Raw genomic sequence first — 17,613 nt, forward strand, 5'->3', positions numbered from 1 at the left:
AATAGCTCGCTTTGTGCTGGCTCCATTATGCTGCCTCCTCTCCCCCTGGGAATGGATGAACCGGGGAAGCGGCGATGAAAATCAGGTAAAACAATGAATAACAAAATCAAGACCTTGACCTTATTGGTCAATCTGGGAATTTACGGTGCTGCTTTGCCCGCCATGGCGGCAGACAGCAATACCACCAACTCCACCGAGAATGATGACACCATCGTTGTGACCGCCGCGCAGCAAAATTTGCAGGCGCCGGGCGTTTCCACCATCACCGCTGACGAAATTCGCAAAAACCCGCCAGCGCGCGACGTTTCTGAAATTATCCGGACCATGCCGGGCGTTAACTTAACCGGTAACGCCACCAGCGGTCAGCGCGGCAACAACCGCCAGATCGATATTCGCGGTATGGGCCCGGAAAACACCCTGATTCTGATTGACGGCAAACCGGTTACCAGCCGCAACTCCGTGCGCCTTGGCTGGCGCGGCGAGCGTGACAGCCGTGGCGACACTAACTGGGTGCCGCCGGAAATGATCGAACGTATCGAAGTGATTCGCGGCCCGGCAGCAGCGCGTTACGGTAACGGCGCAGCCGGCGGCGTGGTGAATATCATCACCAAAAAAGATAAAACAAACGAATGGCACGGTGCCTGGAACACCTATTTCAACGCGCCGGAACATAAAGACGAAGGTTCCACCAAACGTACCGACTTCAGCCTGAGCGGCCCGCTGGGCGGCGATGTCAGCTTCCGCCTGTATGGCAACCTGGCAAAAACCCAGGCCGACGCGTGGGATATCAACCAGGATCACCAGTCTGAACGTACCGGGATCTATGCCAACACCATGGCCGCCGGTCGTGAAGGTTCGATTAACAAAGATATCAACGGCGTGGTGCGCTGGGATTTTGCACCGTTGCAGTCGCTGGAGTTCGAAGCCGGTTACAGCCGCCAGGGCAACCTCTACGCGGGCGATACGCAGAACACCAACAACGACAGTAGCACCAATAACTACGTGAAAGAGAACTACGGCAAAGAGACGAACCGTCTTTATCGCCAGAACTACTCTGTCACCTGGAATGGCGGCTGGGATAACGGTGTGACCACCAATAACTGGCTCCAGTACGAACACACGCGCAACTCGCGTCTCGGCGAAGGCCTGGCGGGCGGTCTGGAAGGGTTATTCAACACCAATAAGTTCACCGATATCGATCTCTCGGACGTGATGCTGCATAACGAAGTGAACCTGCCGCTGGATCTGCTGGTCAATCAGACGCTGACGCTGGGAACCGAGTGGAACCAGCAGCGGATGAAAGACATGGCGTCGAATAAGCAGGCTTTCCAGGGCGGCCCCATTTCCGGTCTGAGCAGCACCAACCGCAGCCCTTACTCCAGCGCTGATATCTACTCGGTGTTCGCGGAAGACAATATGGAGCTGACCGAGAGCACCATGCTGACGCCAGCCCTGCGCTTTGATCATCACACCATTGTCGGCAATAACTGGAGCCCATCGCTGAACCTGTCGCAGGGTCTGGGCGATGACTTCACGCTGAAAATGGGTATCGCCCGCGCTTACAAAGCGCCGAGCCTCTATCAGACCAACCCGAACTACATCCTCTACAGTCGTGGTCAGGGTTGCTACGCCAGCGGCACCGGCGTGGGCTGCTACATGATGGGGAACGACGATCTGAAAGCGGAAACCAGCATCAACAAAGAGATTGGCCTGGAATTCAAACGTGAAGGCTGGCTGGCCGGTTTGACCTGGTTCCGCAACGATTACCGCAACAAGATTGAAGCCGGTTATTCACCGCTGAGCCAGACCTCGGTCGGCAGTACCAAAACCGATCTCTATCAATGGGAAAACGTGCCGAAAGCGGTAGTGGAAGGTTTAGAAGGCACCCTGAACGTGCCGGTCAGCGATGCGGTAACGTGGAGCAACAACTTCACTTACATGCTGCAAAGCAAAAACAAAACCACTGGCGAACGCCTGTCGATCATTCCGGAGTACACGGTAAACTCCACCCTGAGCTGGCAAATTGTGCAGGATGTTTCTGTTCAGTCGACCTTTACCTGGTACGGCAAACAGGAACCGAAAAAGTATGACTATCAGGGTAACCGCGTGACCGGTTCCGCTACCAACGAAGTCAGCCCTTACAGCATCGTTGGCCTGAGCGGCACCTGGGATGTGACCAAATACGTTAGCCTGACGGCCGGTATCGATAACCTGTTCGACAAACGCCACTGGCGCGCGGGTAACGCCCAGAGCACCGGCGGCAGCACTGGCTGGATGTACGGCGCTGGCGCAGAAACCTATAACGAATCGGGCCGCACCTGGTATATGAGTGTGAACACCCACTTCTAAGTTGCACCCGCCCTCTCCCCCAACGGAAGAGCCCCGCTTCCCGGCGGGGAGAGGGCCGGGCGAGGAAACGCCATGCACACCACTCATCACACCGTTTCCCTCGCCGATCACACGCTTCATCTGATCGATTTTCTTCCCGCGACGTTTACTCCCGCCGATCTGCTCTGGCTGCCGCATCATGAGGCGCTTGCGCACTGCGCGTTAAAGCGCCAGACCGAGCATCTGGCCGGGCGCATCGCCGCGCTGCACGCATTGCAGGAGCATGGTTTCAGCACGATTCCGGCCCCTGGCGCGGCTGGCGAACCCTGCTGGCCGCAAGGCGTATCGGGTAGCATCAGCCACAGCGGGCAGCGTGCCGTTGCCGTAGTGGCGTCGCATCCTGTCGGCGTGGATCTTGAAGCGCAGTTCAGCCCGGCGCTGTGCGATGAACTGGCCGCAAGCATTGTTAACGCGCAGGAACATGCGCTGCTCGCCGCCTGCCCCCTGCCGTTTACGCTGGCGCTCACGCTCGCTTTCAGCGCGAAAGAGAGCCTTTACAAAGCGTTCTCCCCGCAGGCGAAGCCCTTCCCCGGCTTTGCCAGCGCGCACATCACCGCTATTGATGAACAGCATCTTGAGCTGCGTTTTCTGGCGGAATTTTCCCCACAACTGGTTGATAAAAAAGTAAACGTCTACTGGCGAGCCGACCACGAACGGGTAATGACGCTGGCCGTGGGTTTACCGTTCGGATCGTGATCCTTTTCTCCTTTTAAGAAATTAGCTGCGCAAACCGTAGACAGTTTGCCGTCGCCGAATTATCGTTACCTTGAATAATAAATCATTATTGAATATATATTCAATGTGGAGAAAAAGATGAAAAAGACCCTACTGCAATCCGTTGTACTAGCTTCGATGATCGCTGCATCCGGCTCGCTTTTCGCCGCAGATAACGGCCTGATCGCGATTATTACCCCTTCCCACGACAATCCGTTTTTCAAAGCGGAAGCCGATGGCGCCGCAGCCAAAGCGAAGGAGCTGGGCTACACCACGCTGGTCGCTTCCCATGACGACGATGTCAACAAACAGAACCAATTGATTGAAACGGCGATCGCCCGCAAAGCGAAAGCGATCATTCTGGATAACGCCGGGGCAGATGCCACCGTCGGTCCGCTGGAGAAAGCAAAAGCAGCAGGCGTGCCCACGTTTCTGATCGATCGTGAAATCAACAAAACCGGCGTGGCGGTGGCGCAAATCGTCTCCAACAACTATCAGGGCGCGCAACTGGGCGCGGAGAAGTTCGCCAAATTGCTAAACGGTAAAGGCAAGTACGTTGAGCTGTTAGGCCGCCAGTCAGACACCAACGCCAGCGTGCGTTCCCAGGGCTATCACGATGTGCTGGATGACAACCCGGAGATGAAAATGGTGGCGCAGCAAACCGCCAACTGGAGCCAGACTGAAGCCTTCACCCGAATGGAAGCCATTCTGCAAACGCACCCGGACATTGTCGGCGTGATTTCCGGCAACGACACCATGGCGCTTGGCGCGGAAGCAGCGCTGAAAGCCGCCGGAAAAAATAACGTCATCGTGGTCGGTTTTGACGGCAGCGACTACGTGCGCGACTCGATCATCAACAAAGGCAACATCAAAGCCACCGTGCTACAACCCGGCTGGCAGCAGGCGCAAATGGCCGTCGTTCAGGCAGATTACTTCCTGAAAAACGGCAAAGCGCAGAAGGAAGAGAAACAACTGATGGACTGCATGCTGATCGATGACAGCAACGCCAGCAAACTGAAAATGTTCAACCTCAGCAAGTAACGCGGAGGCGCTATGTGGTTAAAACAATGGGGTAATGCGCTCGCAGGGTGCGTTGCCCTGTTGCTCACGGCCTGCACCGTGGTGGATCTGGATGAGAACGGCAAGCCGATTATGCCTGCCGATCCGCATGCCAAAGCCAGCTTTGACAACCAGACGCCGCAGCAGATCGCGCAACAAACCTGGCAGGAACGCGTGATCAACGCCGCGCACCAACATGCGCTGAGCGCCGACACGCTGGCCGCCCAACAAAAAAACCCGGCCGCCGCGCCGCAGAGCGTCTTTGTCCGGCTGACAAGCCAGGTCGAACGCATTGATACCAGTAATGAACGCGAACAGCAGATGCTGATTAACGTTAACGGGCAACCGCTGCCGGTGCAGCTTGGCCCGGTAATACGCGGTAACGCAATTCGCGATGCTACCGGTTTTAAATTTGAAGACTTTACCAACCAGGTCCAGTTTGCGCAGCTTTCCCGCGCCTATAACCGTGAAGCAGCAAAACATCTGCCAAAAGTTGACGCCAGCTGGGCCGGAAAACCGGTCACCGTACTGATAGCGGTCACGCTCAGCGGCGGCAAGCTTGATGACGCCGTGGCACTGGAGTTGCAACAGGAGGCACAGTAATGAGCGATCTACCTGTGGACGACATCATTCTGCGCACGCGCGGCGTGTCGATGCTGTTTCCCGGCACCGTGGCGCTGGACAACGTCGATTACAACGTCTGGCGCGGCAAAGTAAACGTGATTATCGGCGAGAACGGCGCGGGCAAATCGACGCTGATGAAAATTCTCGCCGGCGTGCAGCAGCCGAGCGTCGGCACCATCGAACTGAATGGCGAAACGGTGCACTTTTCCGACACCCGCTCCGCCGCCGCACACGGTATTGGCATGGTGCACCAGGAGCTGAATCTGTTCGAAAACCTCAACGTCGCGGAGAATATTTTTCTCGGCCGCGAGCTGCAAAAAGGGGTGACGCCGATTAACGAAGCGGAGCAGGAAAAACGCACCGCTGAACTGCTCAGGCGCCTCGATCAGCCCATCTCGCCGCGCGAACTGGTTGGCAACTTAAAAGTCGGCCAGCAGCAACTGGTCGAGATCGCCAAAGCGCTGGCCGAGGATGCCGATATTCTGATCCTCGACGAACCCACTTCGGCGCTGAGTAAAACGGAAGTGGAGATCCTGTTCCGCGTGATACGTGAACTCACGCGCCAGGGGGTGTCGATTATCTACATTTCGCACCGGCTGGAAGAGTTAATGGCAATTGGCGATGTCATCACCATTCTGCGCGATGGCAAATTTCAGGCCGAAGCGAAGGTCTGCGATATCGATGTGCCGTGGATCGTACGCGAAATGCTCGGCAGCGATCCGGTGAGTAACTTCCTCTCGCCGGGAAGAACCTTCGGCGCGCCGGTTCTGGAAGCTGAAAACATCACCTGCGTAAACGCCAGCGGCGTCACCACGGTAAATGATGTCAGCTTTAAAGTGCATGCTGGCGAGATTGTCGGCATCTACGGCCTGATGGGTGCCGGACGTACCGAGCTGTTTGAGTGCATGCTCGGAACCGAACGCAACTATCTCGGCAAGCTGTGGCTCGACAGCAAACCGGTGCCGCAACGGCTGACGCCCGCGGAGCGCATCCGCATGGGCATGAGCCTGGTACCGGAAGATCGCAAACGCACCGGCATCTTTCCCATCTCGTCGGTAGCGAGCAATCTCACCATCGCCAGCCTGTGGCTGCGCTTGCAGCGCGGTTTCACTATCGCCACAAAGGATGAAGAAGCGGTGGTCACCAGCACCATTGGCAACCTGTCGATTAAAGTCTCCTCGCCGGAGGTGGAGATCCAGGCGCTCAGCGGCGGTAACCAGCAGAAAGTGGTGATTGGCCGCTCGCTGCTGACTAACCCGAAAGTGCTGTTTCTCGACGAGCCAACGCGCGGCATTGATGTCGGCGCAAAAGCCGATGTGTTCCGCATGATGGTACAGCTTTCGCAACAGGGGATCGCGGTGGTCTTTTCCACCTCCGATTTGAAAGAAATCATGGCGGTTTCTGACCGCATTATGGTGATGTCCGGCGGCAAACTGACGGCCGATATTGAACGCGCCCGGGCCGAAGAGTCGGCACTGGTAACAGCAAGTGCTCAGGGGTTCTGATATGAAAACAACACAATCTATGGCCATCGTGCCGCGCGCGGGCGCATCGTTATCACGCGAAAGCATTCTGCTTTTGCTGTTGAAGCTGCGTACCTTTATCGCGCTGTTCCTGATCGTCGGCTTTTTTACCGCCACCGTACCGGGTTTTCTCTCCACCGGCAGCCTGCTGATCATGATTAAACATATCGCCATCAACGCCTTTCTGGCGCTGGGCATTACCTTTGTGATCATCACCGCCGGAATCGATCTGTCGATTGGCGCGACGCTCGGGCTGTGTGGAATGATCGCTGGCTGGATGATCACCAAAGGCATTGTCCTGCCGATGTTCGGCATCGCCATTTTCCCCAGCGTGTGGGTGATTGTGCCGCTGGTACTGCTGACTGGCGGGCTTATCGGCGCGGTAAACGGCTGGATCATCACCCGCTACAACGTTGCGCCGTTTATCTGCACCCTTGGCACCATGTATGTGCTGCGCGGCGCGGCGATGCTGACCTCCGACGGGCAGACGTTTCCGGGGCTTGCCGGCAACCCGCTGCTCGGCAATACCGGGTTTGATGAAATTGGCGCCGGGACGCTGTTCGGCATTCCGTGGGCCATCTGGCTGATGATTGTGCTGGCCGCAGTAATTGCTTATATCGCCCGCCGCCTGCCGTTTGGCCGCCATGTCTACGCGATTGGCGATAACGAACGCGCCGCCGAGCTCTCCGGCGTGCGGGTGAAGCAGGTAAAAATCTGGGTTTACACCCTCTCCGGGCTGTGCGCCGCGCTGGCGGGCATTGTGGTCTCGGCGCAGTTGCTGGCGAGCCACCCGGCTAACGGTACGGCTTTTGAAATGAATGCCATCGCCGCCGTGGTGCTGGGTGGTACGTCGCTGGCCGGTGGTCGCGGCACCGTGCTCGGTACGCTGATTGGCGCGTTCGTGATCGGTTTTCTCGCCGACGGGCTGGTGATGATGGGCGTCAGCGAGTTCTGGCAAATGGTGATCAAAGGGATCGTGATTATCGTGGCGGTGATTATCGATCAGATGCAAAACCGCATGCAGCAGAAAGCGGCAGTGGTCGCGCAGAAGGCGGTGATGGAAGGTAAATAGACCAGCTTGCCCGGCTCTGATGCACCGGGTTTTTACCGCCCGGCTCGCATGATGCGGCCGGGCATTTTTTTATCAGAACGCTTCCCACTCGCTATCCGGCGCTTTGCTGGCGCTGGCTAATGCCGGGCGCAGCACCGGTTTTCCGGCTTTCGGCGCTTTCGATGCCGGTTTGCTGGCGGCGCTTTGCGCAGCAACATCGCCCGGCAGTTTAAACACCGACACGATTTCGGTCAGTTGGTAAGCCTGCTGTTCCAGCGAACTGGAGGTGGCGGAAGACTCTTCCACCAGCGCGGCGTTCTGCTGGGTGACGCCATCCATTTGCGAAATCGCCGTGCCGACCTGGCCAATCCCTTTACTCTGCTCGCTGGATGCCGACGCGATCTCGCCCATGATGTCCGTCACGCTGGTGACGGAACGCAGGATGTTATCCATCGATTCGCTGGTCAGCGTCACCTGGTCGTAACCGTTATTGACGTTAACTACGGACTCGTCGATCAGCGTTTTGATCTCTTTCGCCGCACCGGCGCTGCGCTGCGCCAGGTTACGCACTTCGCTGGCGACGACGGCAAAACCGCGCCCCTGCTCACCGGCGCGCGCGGCTTCCACGGCAGCGTTCAGCGCCAGGATATTGGTCTGGAAAGCAATACTGTCGATCACGTTGATAATGTCGGTAATTTTCTGCGAACTTTCGGTAATGTTCTTCATGCTGGCGATAACCGCCTGCACCCGTTCTTCACCGGTGTTCACCGCTTCCGACGCAGTTTTCGCCAGTTGGCTGGCCTGATTGGCGTTGTCGGCGTTCTGTTTCACCACCGCACTCAACTCCTCCATGCTGGCGGCGGTTTGCGTCAATGCCGCAGCCTGCTCTTCAGTGCGCGAAGAGAGATCGGTATTCCCGGAGGCGATTTCGCTGGCGCCCTGGTAGATTTCTCCGGCGCTGTTACGGATCTGCGCGACGGTTTTCACCCAGTTCTCCTGCATCGTTGCCAGATATGGGATCAACTGCCCGACTTCGTTGCGCCCCAGATCTTTCGTCGGTTTATCCAGGCTCCCGACCGACAGCACCTGCAAATGCTGTTTCACCCACTCCAGCGAACGCCCCAGGCACAGCGCCAGGTAACGTTCCGACAGCACCAGCATCGCCAGGCCAATGACCATCGCGATAATAATGATGGTGCGCGTCACCGACACCCAACTGGCAATACGCCCATTCGCCGCGGATTTCAGATCGTGAATCTCCTGGTTATAAGCGACGATTGCCTGCGAAAAACCGCTGCGCAGCGGGCTGAACTGATCTTTCGACAGTTGCGCATAACTCGCGGCGTTGTTCTCCTTGATAGCGGCAAACATGGGGGTGATGGCCTGGTTAAACAGCGTCAGCGAGCTGTTGTAGATATTGTCCGTAGCAGTAGTGCTGATATTGGCGTGGTCGGTGACTTTAAACTGGTTCAACCCGCCCTGCAGAAAGTCGATATCTTTGCCGATGCGCTCGATGGTTTGTTGGTAGTTTTGGGTATCGTTATTTGCCTGGTAAACGATTGCGCGATCCATCAGCAGTTTCACCTGATAGTAACGGTCGCTGGCGTTATTGATAATGTCACCGTTTACCTGCTGAACGTTGGTGAGTTCAACTTCGTCCGTTAAGCCGCTTAATGCATGCAGAGAGAAAAACGACACGCCGCCCCAGAGCAGAGTAAAAATGATCAGGATCGCAAGCATCACGACCTTGATTTTTAAATTTCGAATTATGTGCATAAAAACCCCGGTAAATTGCTGTGAAGAAAAGGAACAACAGCGATACAGCGCTGCTTAACTCTCCATCGGCGTTACAGCGAAGTTAATTAAGATTAAAAAGAAGTAAGGCAATAACTTTTATTTAAAACAGCGATAACAATCGCGGCGGGTGGCCCGATGGCGCAGCACCACCGGGCTGACCCGCTTACAGCGATGCATAAGCTATTTTCTGCCACAACTCTCGCAGCGAGGGGGTTGTAGTGAGGAATGCCTGGTGGCGCAGCACGAACCGGGTCTGCGAGTTTAGCAAAACCGCTGCTATGAGAAAGGGTTCCGTTCACCAGGCGTTCAGTAGTTTCAGAAACATGGCATCACGTGAACGGGACAAGGGGAGCTGCCGCGCTCCCCTTGCCAATCCCCGCGGCCCCGCGGGAAATCGGTGCTGCGCACTGCGCTCACCTCCCGCGCATCTGCCTGCGGTCGGCTCAACTCGACGTCCTGTCTCGGTTCGCCTCTGGCCGCCATCCAAGGCGTCCAGACCTTGTCATCTGCGCTTCGGCTCGCCGATTTCAGCGGGGACACAACCCCCTCGCTGTGAGAGTTGTGGCAGAAAATAGCTTATGCGTTGCTGTAATTACGTAGGCCCGATAAGCGCAGCGCCAACGGTAATTTTGCCGCCAGGCCTTACTCAGCCTGCACCAGGCTACGAGCCGTCGGGTAATCGGTGATCAACACATCAATATAGTTGCCCTGCAACGCGCCGCGAATGGCGTTGCGTTTTTCGATACCGCCCGCCAGCGCAATCACCTGCGGGCACTGGCGGATCTGCGCCAGTTCCATGCCGATCACCGGATCTTCTTCATGGCTCAGCACCGGGTTGCCCGCCGCGTCGTAATAGTGCAGGCAGATATCGCCCACCGCGCCGCGCTCCGCCAGCAGTTTCAACATGTTTTCGTTGTAGTAGTTACCGGAATTTTTCAGCAGTTGCGACGGCTCCAGCTCACCGATACCGACAATCGCCACATCCACTTCGGCAAATTTCGCTACCACGGCGGCAACATCCGGGCTGTTCACCAGCCGCGCCCGCTCATCCACCGAATGCTCAATACTCTGCGACGGCAGCAGCCACGCCGGACAACCGAGGTGCGCCGCCAGTTGCTGCGTCAGGATCGTCGCCTGCACGTTACCGTTCGGCCCGACGCCACCCAACAGCTGAATCACCCCGGCTGCGCGGATACTCTGCGGGTGCATCTCATCCACCATGCAGCGAATGGTGCTGCTCCACGACGAGATCCCAACCAGGTCTTCCGGGCGCAGACGCGTTTCGACATAGTGCGCCGCCGCGCTGCCGATGGCGTGTTTTATCGCCGCGTTAGCGGGATTTTCCCCGATATCCACGACAATCGCCTGCCGTATGCCGTACTGCTGCTCGATCGCCTTCTCCAGCGCGACAAAAATATTGGTCGGCTGCACAACGGTGATTTTCACCAGCCCCTCTTTCTGGCAGCGCGTCAGCGCGCGCGAAACAAAGGATTGCGAAAGGTGCAGCAGCGTCGCGATCTCAGACTGTTTTTTATTTTCGTTGTAATAAAGCGTGGCGATTTTCACCAGCAGCCGCTGTTCATCCTGCTTTGACATGAGATTCCCCTTTCTCTGATGCCTGATATTTTTATTCATCATTGAATAGATAACAAGCCAGCCCGATGCGGCAACCCTCATCCAAATGTGATCCTTTTCTCCTTTCTTCCAAATTTGCCCGATCCGGGCGTAGACAAACCTTAACACAAGGCATATCTTTAATCATGAATAATAAATCAGTAGTGAATATATATTCCAAATCAGTCACAACCTGTCGTAAAAACTGACGATAATGCGTTGTCACCTGCTATCCGGAAACCTTTTCACGCTCTGATTGAATATTTATTCATGACAGATTATACATTCAAGAGGTATGCTATGAATCCGTTTTCACTCTCTGTGGATGAACTTGAAAAAAAAGCCCGCGCGGTACGTCGTCGCATTATCGTGCTTAACGCCGAAAGCCCGGCTGGCGGGCATACCGGAGCTGATTTATCCCAGGTAGAAGTGCTGACTGCGCTCTATTTTCGCATCCTGAACTGCTCACCGCAGACCAAAGAGAGCGATGAGCGGGACATCTACATTCAATCAAAAGGCCACGCGGTCGGCGGTTATTACTGTGTGCTGGCCGAAGCCGGTTTTATTCCTGTCGACTGGCTTTCTACCTATCAACACGCCGATTCGCACCTGCCCGGCCATCCGGTGAAACACAAAACCCCCGGCATTGAACTCAACACCGGCGCGCTCGGTCACGGTTTGCCGGTCGCTGTCGGCATCGCGCTGGCCGCCAAACGCAGCAACAGCGCGCGCCGCGTTTTCGTAGTCACTGGCGATGGTGAACTGGCGGAAGGCAGCAACTGGGAGGCCGCGCTGGTGGCGGCGCACTACCAGCTCGACAACCTGATCATTATTAACGACAAAAACAGCCTGCAACTCGCCGGGCCAACCAAAGAGATCCTCAATACCGATCCGCTGGATGCCAAGTGGCGTGCCTTTGGTATGCAGGTAACGGAATGTCGCGGTAACGATATGGCCGATGTGGTGCGCACGCTGGAAGGCTTACGGCCCGCAGGTAAACCGCATGTGGTGATCGCCCACACCACCAAAGGCGCAGGCATCTCCTTTATTCAGGGGCGCCCGGAGTGGCATCACCGCGTACCGAAAGGCGACGAAGTTGAACTGGCGCTGGAGGAGTTGAAAGATGAGTAACAGTGAACACCTGGCGACGGTGATGGTGAACGCCTTTATCGACGCGGTCGACAACGGTATGGATCTGGTGCCGGTAGTGGCGGATTCCACGTCCACCGCCAAAATCTCGCCGTTTATGCAGAAATTCCCCGGCCGCGTGGTGAACGTCGGCATCGCCGAACAGACACTGGTCGGCGCTGCGGCAGGCCTCGCGCTGGGCGGTAAAATCGCTGTCACCTGTAACGCCGCGCCATTTTTGATCTCCCGCGCCAACGAGCAGATCAAAGTCGATATTTGCTACAACAACACCAACGTGAAGCTGTTCGGCCTTAACGCCGGAGCCAGCTACGGCCCGCTGGCCAGCACGCACCACAGTATCGACGATATCTCGGTGCTGCGCGGTTTCGGCAATATCGAAATCTATGCCCCATCCAGCCCGCTGGAGTGTCGGCAGATCATTGATTACGCCCTCGCCCACGTTGGCCCGGTCTATATCCGTCTTGATGGCAAAGCGCTGCCGGAGCTGCATGACGAAAGCTACCGCTTCGCACCGGGTAACATCGATGTGCTGCGGAGCGGTGGCGATATCGCGCTGGTGGCGATGGGGTCGACGGTCCATGAAATTGTCGAAGCTGCCACACAACTGGCAGCAGAAGGTATTGAGGCCAGTGTTATCAGTGTACCGTCTATTCGTCCCTGCAATATATCCCAGCTACTGGCCGCGCTGAAATCCCACCGCGCCGTGGTCAGCGTCGAAGAGCACAACATTAACGGCGGCGTCGGCAGCTTGGTGGCTGAAGTGCTGGCCGAAGCCGGATGCGCGCTACCGCTGCGTCGGCTTGGTATTGCCGACGGGCAATACGCCATCGCCGCCGATCGCGCGGCAACCCGCGCCCGCCATCAAATCGATGCGGCTGGCGTGGTAAAAAATGCCCGCGAACTGCTGAACGCACGGCAATAACAATAAAAAGAACATCTTACTGGAGAGAGAACAATGTCCCGAATTCCGCAAACACTGACCATGGCAGTGATCATTGGCAACCGTGGTTTCTTCCCGAGCTATCTGGTCGCCGAAGCCCGCGAGCAGGCCATCGCCCTGTTCAGCCGTCTTGGCATCAACACCATCATGCTTGATGAAGCGCAAACCGAACTGGGCGGTGTAGAAACCCGCCAGGATGCGAAAATCTGCGCTGAACTGTTCCGCGCTCACCGCGATGAGATCCACGGTGTGGTGGTGCTGCTGCCCAACTTTGGCGATGAAAAAGCGGTGGCGGAAACCCTGCGCCTTTCCGGGCTGAATGTGCCGGTGCTGGTGCAGGCCGAAGAGGATAATCTGGACAAAATGGGGCTGGCGACGCGCCGCGACAGTTTCTGCGGCAAAATCTCCCTGTGTAACAACCTGCGCCAGTACGGCATTCCTTTTACCCTCACCACTCAGCATGTTTGTGCATTAAGCGGCGAGGTATTTGAAAAAGACCTAAAACGTTTTGAGCAGATTTGCCGGGTGGTCAGCAGCATGCGCGGCGTACGCGTTGGCGCAATTGGCGCGCGGCCTGCCGGATTCAACACCGTGCGTTACAGCGAAAAACTGCTCGAACGGCTGGGCATTGCAGTAGAAACCCTCGATCTTTCCGAAGTCTTTACCCGCATCAAAACCCTGCGCGATGACGATATTCGCGTCGATGAAAAACGCCGCCTGCTGCTGGATAACGCCGATGCCAGCGCCATTCCCGCCGACAAACTGGTGACGATGGCGAAGCTCTTCGTGGTGATCAGCGAATGGGTGATCGCCAACGATATCGACACCACCGCCATCCAGTGCTGGACCTCGTTGCAGGAGAATCTCGGCATTAACGTCTGTTCGATCATGAGCGTGATGTCCGGCCAGTTGATGCCGTCGGCCTGCGAAGTGGACGTGATGGGCGCGCTGTCGATGTATGCGCTGGCGAGCGCCAATATGAGCCCGGCCTCTATTGCCGACTGGAACAACAACTTTGGCGATGATCGCAACAAATGCGTGCTGTTTCACTGCGGTAACTTCGCTTCTGCCAGCCTGGAAAGCCCGCATATGGGCACCGCTGATATCATCGGCACCACCGTCGGCAAAGAGAACACCTGCGGCGCAGTGCATGGCCGCCTGAAAGCGGGTGCTCTCACCTACTTCCGCTTAAGTACTGACGATCTGAGCGGCGAGATCAAAGCTTATGTCGGTTCCGGGCAGTCGGTCGACGATCCGCTCGATACCGTCGGCTGCCGCGCGGTGATTCAGGTGCCCAACCTGGAAAACCTGCTGGCGTGGATCTGCCGTAACGGCTTTGAACACCACGTGGCGATGAACCATGCGGCCAGCGCGGAGATCCTGCACGAAGCCTTTACCCGTTATCTCGGCGTCGAAACGTATCTCCACCAATAATGCCGCCGGGAGATACATCATGTCGCTGAATAAAGAGATCATTATCGCGCTGGACGAAGGCACCACCAACGCGAAAGCCGTGGCGCTGGACGCCCGCGGCGCCGTGGTCGCCAAATGCGCGCGGCCGCTGAATATCCAGACGCCGCGCGAAGGCTGGGTCGAGCAGTCCGGCGAACTGCTGCTGGAGGCCTCGCTGGCCGTGGTGCGCCAGGTGATTGACGCCGTCGGCGCACAAAACGTTGCGGCACTGGCGATCAGCAACCAGCGCGAAACCGCCATCGGCTGGTATCGCGCCAGCGGGCAACCGTTAGGCCCGGCGCTAAGCTGGCAGTGTTCGCGTACCGCCGATTTTTGCCACGCCCTGCGTGAACAGGGGCGCGAAGCGGAGATTAAAGCCGTGACCGGATTACCGGTCGCACCGCTGTTTTCCGCCTCGAAAATGCGCTGGCTGCTCGATGCCACACCCAACGCCCGCGCGCTGGCGGAGCAAGGCGAGATTTGCCTTGGCACGATCGATAGCTGGCTGCTGTGGCACTTCACCGGCGGCGCGGCGTTTTGCTGTGATTATTCCAACGCTTCGCGCACCCAGTTGCTGAATCTGCAACGCGGCGAGTGGGATGACAGCATGCTGGAACTGTTCGGCATTCCGCGCCGGGCGCTGCCCGAAATCCGCCCCTCCAGCGGATTGTTTGGTCACACCCGAGGGCTGGAGGGAATTCCGGACGGCATTCCGCTGCTGGCGATGATTGGCGATTCCCATGCCGCGCTGTTCGCCCACGGGCTGGGCGCGGCGGGCTGCGTTAAAGCGACTTACGGCACCGGTTCTTCGGTAATGGTGCCGGTCGCACCGGCGCAGGGTGACGTGAAATCGCTGGCGACGACCGTCGCCTGGCACGACGGCGAAAAACTGGTTTACGGTCTGGAAGGCAATATTCCGCACACCGGCGATGCGGTGGCGTGGATGGTCGAAAGCACCGGGCTGAGCGAGCTGCCGGAAGCCGATCTGGCGCAGACGCTCAGCACGTTGCCCGCGTCGGTGGATTCCACACTTGGCGTCTACTTTGTTCCGGCGCTGACCGGGCTGGGCGCGCCGTGGTGGGATGAGCAGGCGCGCGGTTTGATCCACGGTTTAAGCCGGGGCGTTAAGCGCGCGCATCTGATTCGCGCGGCGCTGGAATCCATCACTTATCAGATTGCTGATGTGGTGGTCGCCATGCGCCAGCACGGTGATTTCACGCTGAAGGCGCTGATGGTGGACGGTGGGCCGACGAAGAATGACTGGCTAATGCAGTACCAGGCAGATCTGCTCGGCTGCCCGGTAATGCGCAGCGACGTTGCGGAACTGTCAGCAATCGGCGCGGCGCTGCTGGCGCGCAAAGCGCTGCTGCGCATCGATGGCGAACAGTTGCGCCGCTACCTGCCGGAACACATCACTTTTCAGCCGGATATGGCGCGTCATGGCCGCTTGCAAAAACGCTGGTTTGACTGGCAAAACGCAGTGCAACTGGCGCGCTCGACGAAGTAATTCTCTCTGCGCGGGGCGCTCGCCCCACGCATCTTTCCCCTAATGACAAAACAATCTGGCTTATGCGCATGCAGCATATAGAAAGATGAATTTAAACTTTAAAAAACGCCGGCAGCTGGCCTACCTTAGCGGTACAAAATAATCACATCATATTAACTTTTCAGGGATTTCTTATGACTAAAAAACTGCTGCCTGCTGTCATATTGGCGCTCCTTTCTGCTGCCAGCTACGCGGCAACACCGCCGGATACGCTGGTCGTCGCTCAGGGTTTAGACGATATTGTCAGCCTTGACCCGGCGGAAGCGAACGAGCTTTCCAGTATTCAGACCGTGCCGAGCCTGTACCAGCGCCTGGTGCAGCCCGATCGTGAAAACCCGGAAAAAATCACTCCGATTCTGGCTGAAAGCTGGCAGGCGGACCCAGCGGCAAAAACCCTGACCATCAAACTGAAGAGCGACGCGAAATTTGCCTCCGGTAACCCGCTGCGCCCGGAAGATGTGATTTTCTCCTATACCCGCGCGGTGACGCTCAACAAATCCCCGGCGTTTATCCTCAACGTGCTGGGCTGGCAGCCGGATAATATTGCCAGCCAGTTGAAGAAAGTGGATGACCACACCCTGCAACTGCACTGGACGGCGGATGTCAGCCCGGCGGTAGCGCTGAATATTCTCTCCACGCCGATTGCCTCGATCGTCGATGAGAAGCTGGTCAGCGCCAATGTACAGGGTAATGACTTCGGCAACGCCTGGCTGAAAATGCACTCAGCGGGCAGCGGCGCGTTTAAAATGCGTGTCTACCAGCCGCACCAGGCCATCGTGCTGGATGCCAACGCCAGCGCGCCTGGCGGCGCGCCGAAGCTTAAAAACATCATCATTAAAAACGTGCCGGATCCGGCTTCCCGTCGCCTGCTGATCCAGCAGGGCGATGCCGATGTCGCGCGCGATCTGGGCGCCGATCAAATCAGCGCGCTGGCGGATAAGAAAGGCGTGAAAGTGCTGAGCATTCCGTCTGCCGAGCAGAATTACCTGGTCTTTAACACCGGCAACAGCGCCAACCCGCTGCTGAACAACCCGGCGTTCTGGGAAGCCGCGCGCTGGCTGGTTGATTACAACGGCATCACTAAAGATCTGCTGAAAGGCCAGTATTTTATTCATCAGAGCTTCCTGCCGGTTGGCCTGCCGGGCGCGCTGGAGGATAACCCGTTCACCTTTGATCCGGCGAAAGCCAAAGCGATCCTCGCCAAAGCGGGCATTAAAGACGCGCACTTCACGCTGGATGTCGAAAACAAACCGCCGTTTATCACCATTGCCCAGTCAATGCAGGCCAGCTTCGCCCAGGGCGGCGTGAAAGTGGATCTGCTGCCCGCAGCGGGTAGCCAGGTGTACGCTCGCGTGCGGGCAAAACAGCATCAGGCGGCGATTCGTTTGTGGATCCCGGATTACTTCGACGCCCACTCTAACGCCAGCGCCTTTGCCTGGAACGATGGCAAATCCAGCACCGTGGCCGGGCTGAACGGCTGGCAGATCCCGCAACTGAATAAAGAGACGCTGGCAGCGGTGGCCGAGCCGGATGCGGCAAAACGCCTCGAACTGTACAAGAAAATGCAGCAGGAGTTGCAGCACAACTCGCCGTATGTCTTTGTCGATCAGGGCAAAACACAGATCGTGGTGCGCGATAACGTGAAAGGCTACCAGCAGGGGCTGAATGCGGATATGGTGTGGTACGACCGCGTCACCAAATAACGTTTCCTCCTCCCGCCCGCGCGGGAGGGTTCTTTCGCTGAAGACGAGTTTTT

Annotated in this window: 13 protein-coding genes; 11 read left to right on the forward strand and 2 right to left on the reverse strand. The window is 57.4% G+C overall.

Features of this window, described 5'->3' with window-relative positions; translation table 11 throughout:
- Nucleotides 1-93 precede the first annotated feature (93 nt).
- The 6 genes from Y71_RS19830 (at nt 94) to Y71_RS19855 (ending at nt 7,380) form a co-directional block, all read left to right on the forward strand.
- Nucleotides 94-2,349 carry a TonB-dependent siderophore receptor gene (locus Y71_RS19830; RefSeq protein ID WP_007373760.1) on the forward strand — a complete coding sequence of 752 codons (2,256 nt, stop codon included), beginning with the start codon at nt 94-96 and terminating at the stop codon, nt 2,347-2,349.
- Between the two features lie 72 nt (nt 2,350-2,421).
- Nucleotides 2,422-3,084 (forward strand): enterobactin synthase subunit EntD, encoded by a 663-nt coding sequence (entD, locus tag Y71_RS19835; protein ID WP_007373759.1) that lies wholly within the window; start codon nt 2,422-2,424, stop codon nt 3,082-3,084.
- Nucleotides 3,085-3,201: 117 nt separating this feature from the next.
- Nucleotides 3,202-4,143 carry a D-ribose ABC transporter substrate-binding protein gene (locus Y71_RS19840; protein ID WP_035943211.1) on the forward strand — a complete coding sequence of 314 codons (942 nt, stop codon included), beginning with the start codon at nt 3,202-3,204 and terminating at the stop codon, nt 4,141-4,143.
- Nucleotides 4,144-4,155: 12 nt separating this feature from the next.
- Complete coding sequence (locus tag Y71_RS19845) at nt 4,156-4,764, forward strand: DUF2291 family protein (RefSeq protein ID WP_007373757.1); 609 nt, start codon at nt 4,156-4,158, stop codon at nt 4,762-4,764.
- A complete protein-coding gene (locus Y71_RS19850; RefSeq protein WP_194138579.1) occupies nt 4,764-6,290 on the forward strand; it encodes a sugar ABC transporter ATP-binding protein in 1,527 nt (508 codons plus the stop codon). The genes Y71_RS19845 and Y71_RS19850 overlap by 1 nt, the downstream gene beginning before the upstream one ends.
- Nucleotide 6,291: 1 nt before the next feature.
- Nucleotides 6,292-7,380: an ABC transporter permease gene (locus tag Y71_RS19855; RefSeq protein WP_007373755.1), complete on the forward strand. Its 1,089-nt coding sequence runs from the start codon at nt 6,292-6,294 to the stop codon at nt 7,378-7,380.
- Between the two features lie 72 nt (nt 7,381-7,452).
- Here the strand turns inward: Y71_RS19855 and Y71_RS19860 are convergent, their stop codons facing one another.
- Together Y71_RS19860 and Y71_RS19865 are read right to left on the reverse strand one after the other, a co-directional pair.
- On the reverse strand, nt 7,453-9,135 hold the full coding sequence (locus tag Y71_RS19860) for a methyl-accepting chemotaxis protein (protein ID WP_035943210.1): 1,683 nt from the start codon (nt 9,133-9,135) through the stop codon (nt 7,453-7,455).
- 663 nt (nt 9,136-9,798) lie between these two features.
- Nucleotides 9,799-10,752, reverse strand: coding sequence for a sugar-binding transcriptional regulator (locus Y71_RS19865; protein ID WP_007373753.1), 954 nt, complete (start codon nt 10,750-10,752; stop codon nt 9,799-9,801).
- 318 nt (nt 10,753-11,070) lie between these two features.
- On the opposite strand from Y71_RS19865, the gene Y71_RS19870 reads away from it, so the two are divergent.
- The 5 genes from Y71_RS19870 (at nt 11,071) to Y71_RS19890 (ending at nt 17,560) form a co-directional block, all read left to right on the forward strand.
- Nucleotides 11,071-11,901 carry a transketolase gene (locus Y71_RS19870; protein WP_007373752.1) on the forward strand — a complete coding sequence of 277 codons (831 nt, stop codon included), beginning with the start codon at nt 11,071-11,073 and terminating at the stop codon, nt 11,899-11,901.
- Entirely contained in the window at nt 11,894-12,841 is a 948-nt protein-coding gene (locus Y71_RS19875; RefSeq protein WP_007373751.1) for a transketolase family protein, read from the forward strand. The genes Y71_RS19870 and Y71_RS19875 overlap by 8 nt, the downstream gene beginning before the upstream one ends.
- 33 nt (nt 12,842-12,874) lie before the next feature.
- Nucleotides 12,875-14,293, forward strand: coding sequence for an L-fucose/L-arabinose isomerase family protein (locus Y71_RS19880; RefSeq protein WP_007373750.1), 1,419 nt, complete (start codon nt 12,875-12,877; stop codon nt 14,291-14,293).
- A 19-nt stretch (nt 14,294-14,312) separates the two neighbouring features.
- Nucleotides 14,313-15,818: an FGGY family carbohydrate kinase gene (locus tag Y71_RS19885; protein ID WP_007373749.1), complete on the forward strand. Its 1,506-nt coding sequence runs from the start codon at nt 14,313-14,315 to the stop codon at nt 15,816-15,818.
- A gap of 173 nt (nt 15,819-15,991) precedes the next feature.
- Nucleotides 15,992-17,560: an ABC transporter substrate-binding protein gene (locus tag Y71_RS19890; protein ID WP_007373748.1), complete on the forward strand. Its 1,569-nt coding sequence runs from the start codon at nt 15,992-15,994 to the stop codon at nt 17,558-17,560.
- The last annotated feature ends 53 nt before the right edge of the window (nt 17,561-17,613 follow it).

The organism is Kosakonia radicincitans DSM 16656, assembly GCF_000280495.2.
GTDB lineage: Bacteria > Pseudomonadota > Gammaproteobacteria > Enterobacterales > Enterobacteriaceae > Kosakonia > Kosakonia radicincitans.

Coding starts and splice junctions, on each gene's coding strand:
- Y71_RS19860 (WP_035943210.1), bottom strand. CDS start 9,135: ATGCACATAATTCGAAATTTAAAAATCAAGGTCGTGATGCTTGCGATC.
- Y71_RS19870 (WP_007373752.1), top strand. CDS start 11,071: ATGAATCCGTTTTCACTCTCTGTGGATGAACTTGAAAAAAAAGCCCGC.
- Y71_RS19840 (WP_035943211.1), top strand. CDS start 3,202: ATGAAAAAGACCCTACTGCAATCCGTTGTACTAGCTTCGATGATCGCT.
- Y71_RS19890 (WP_007373748.1), top strand. CDS start 15,992: ATGACTAAAAAACTGCTGCCTGCTGTCATATTGGCGCTCCTTTCTGCT.
- Y71_RS19845 (WP_007373757.1), top strand. CDS start 4,156: ATGTGGTTAAAACAATGGGGTAATGCGCTCGCAGGGTGCGTTGCCCTG.
- entD (WP_007373759.1), top strand. CDS start 2,422: ATGCACACCACTCATCACACCGTTTCCCTCGCCGATCACACGCTTCAT.
- Y71_RS19865 (WP_007373753.1), bottom strand. CDS start 10,752: ATGTCAAAGCAGGATGAACAGCGGCTGCTGGTGAAAATCGCCACGCTT.
- Y71_RS19880 (WP_007373750.1), top strand. CDS start 12,875: ATGTCCCGAATTCCGCAAACACTGACCATGGCAGTGATCATTGGCAAC.
- Y71_RS19850 (WP_194138579.1), top strand. CDS start 4,764: ATGAGCGATCTACCTGTGGACGACATCATTCTGCGCACGCGCGGCGTG.
- Y71_RS19875 (WP_007373751.1), top strand. CDS start 11,894: ATGAGTAACAGTGAACACCTGGCGACGGTGATGGTGAACGCCTTTATC.
- Y71_RS19855 (WP_007373755.1), top strand. CDS start 6,292: ATGAAAACAACACAATCTATGGCCATCGTGCCGCGCGCGGGCGCATCG.
- Y71_RS19830 (WP_007373760.1), top strand. CDS start 94: ATGAATAACAAAATCAAGACCTTGACCTTATTGGTCAATCTGGGAATT.
- Y71_RS19885 (WP_007373749.1), top strand. CDS start 14,313: ATGTCGCTGAATAAAGAGATCATTATCGCGCTGGACGAAGGCACCACC.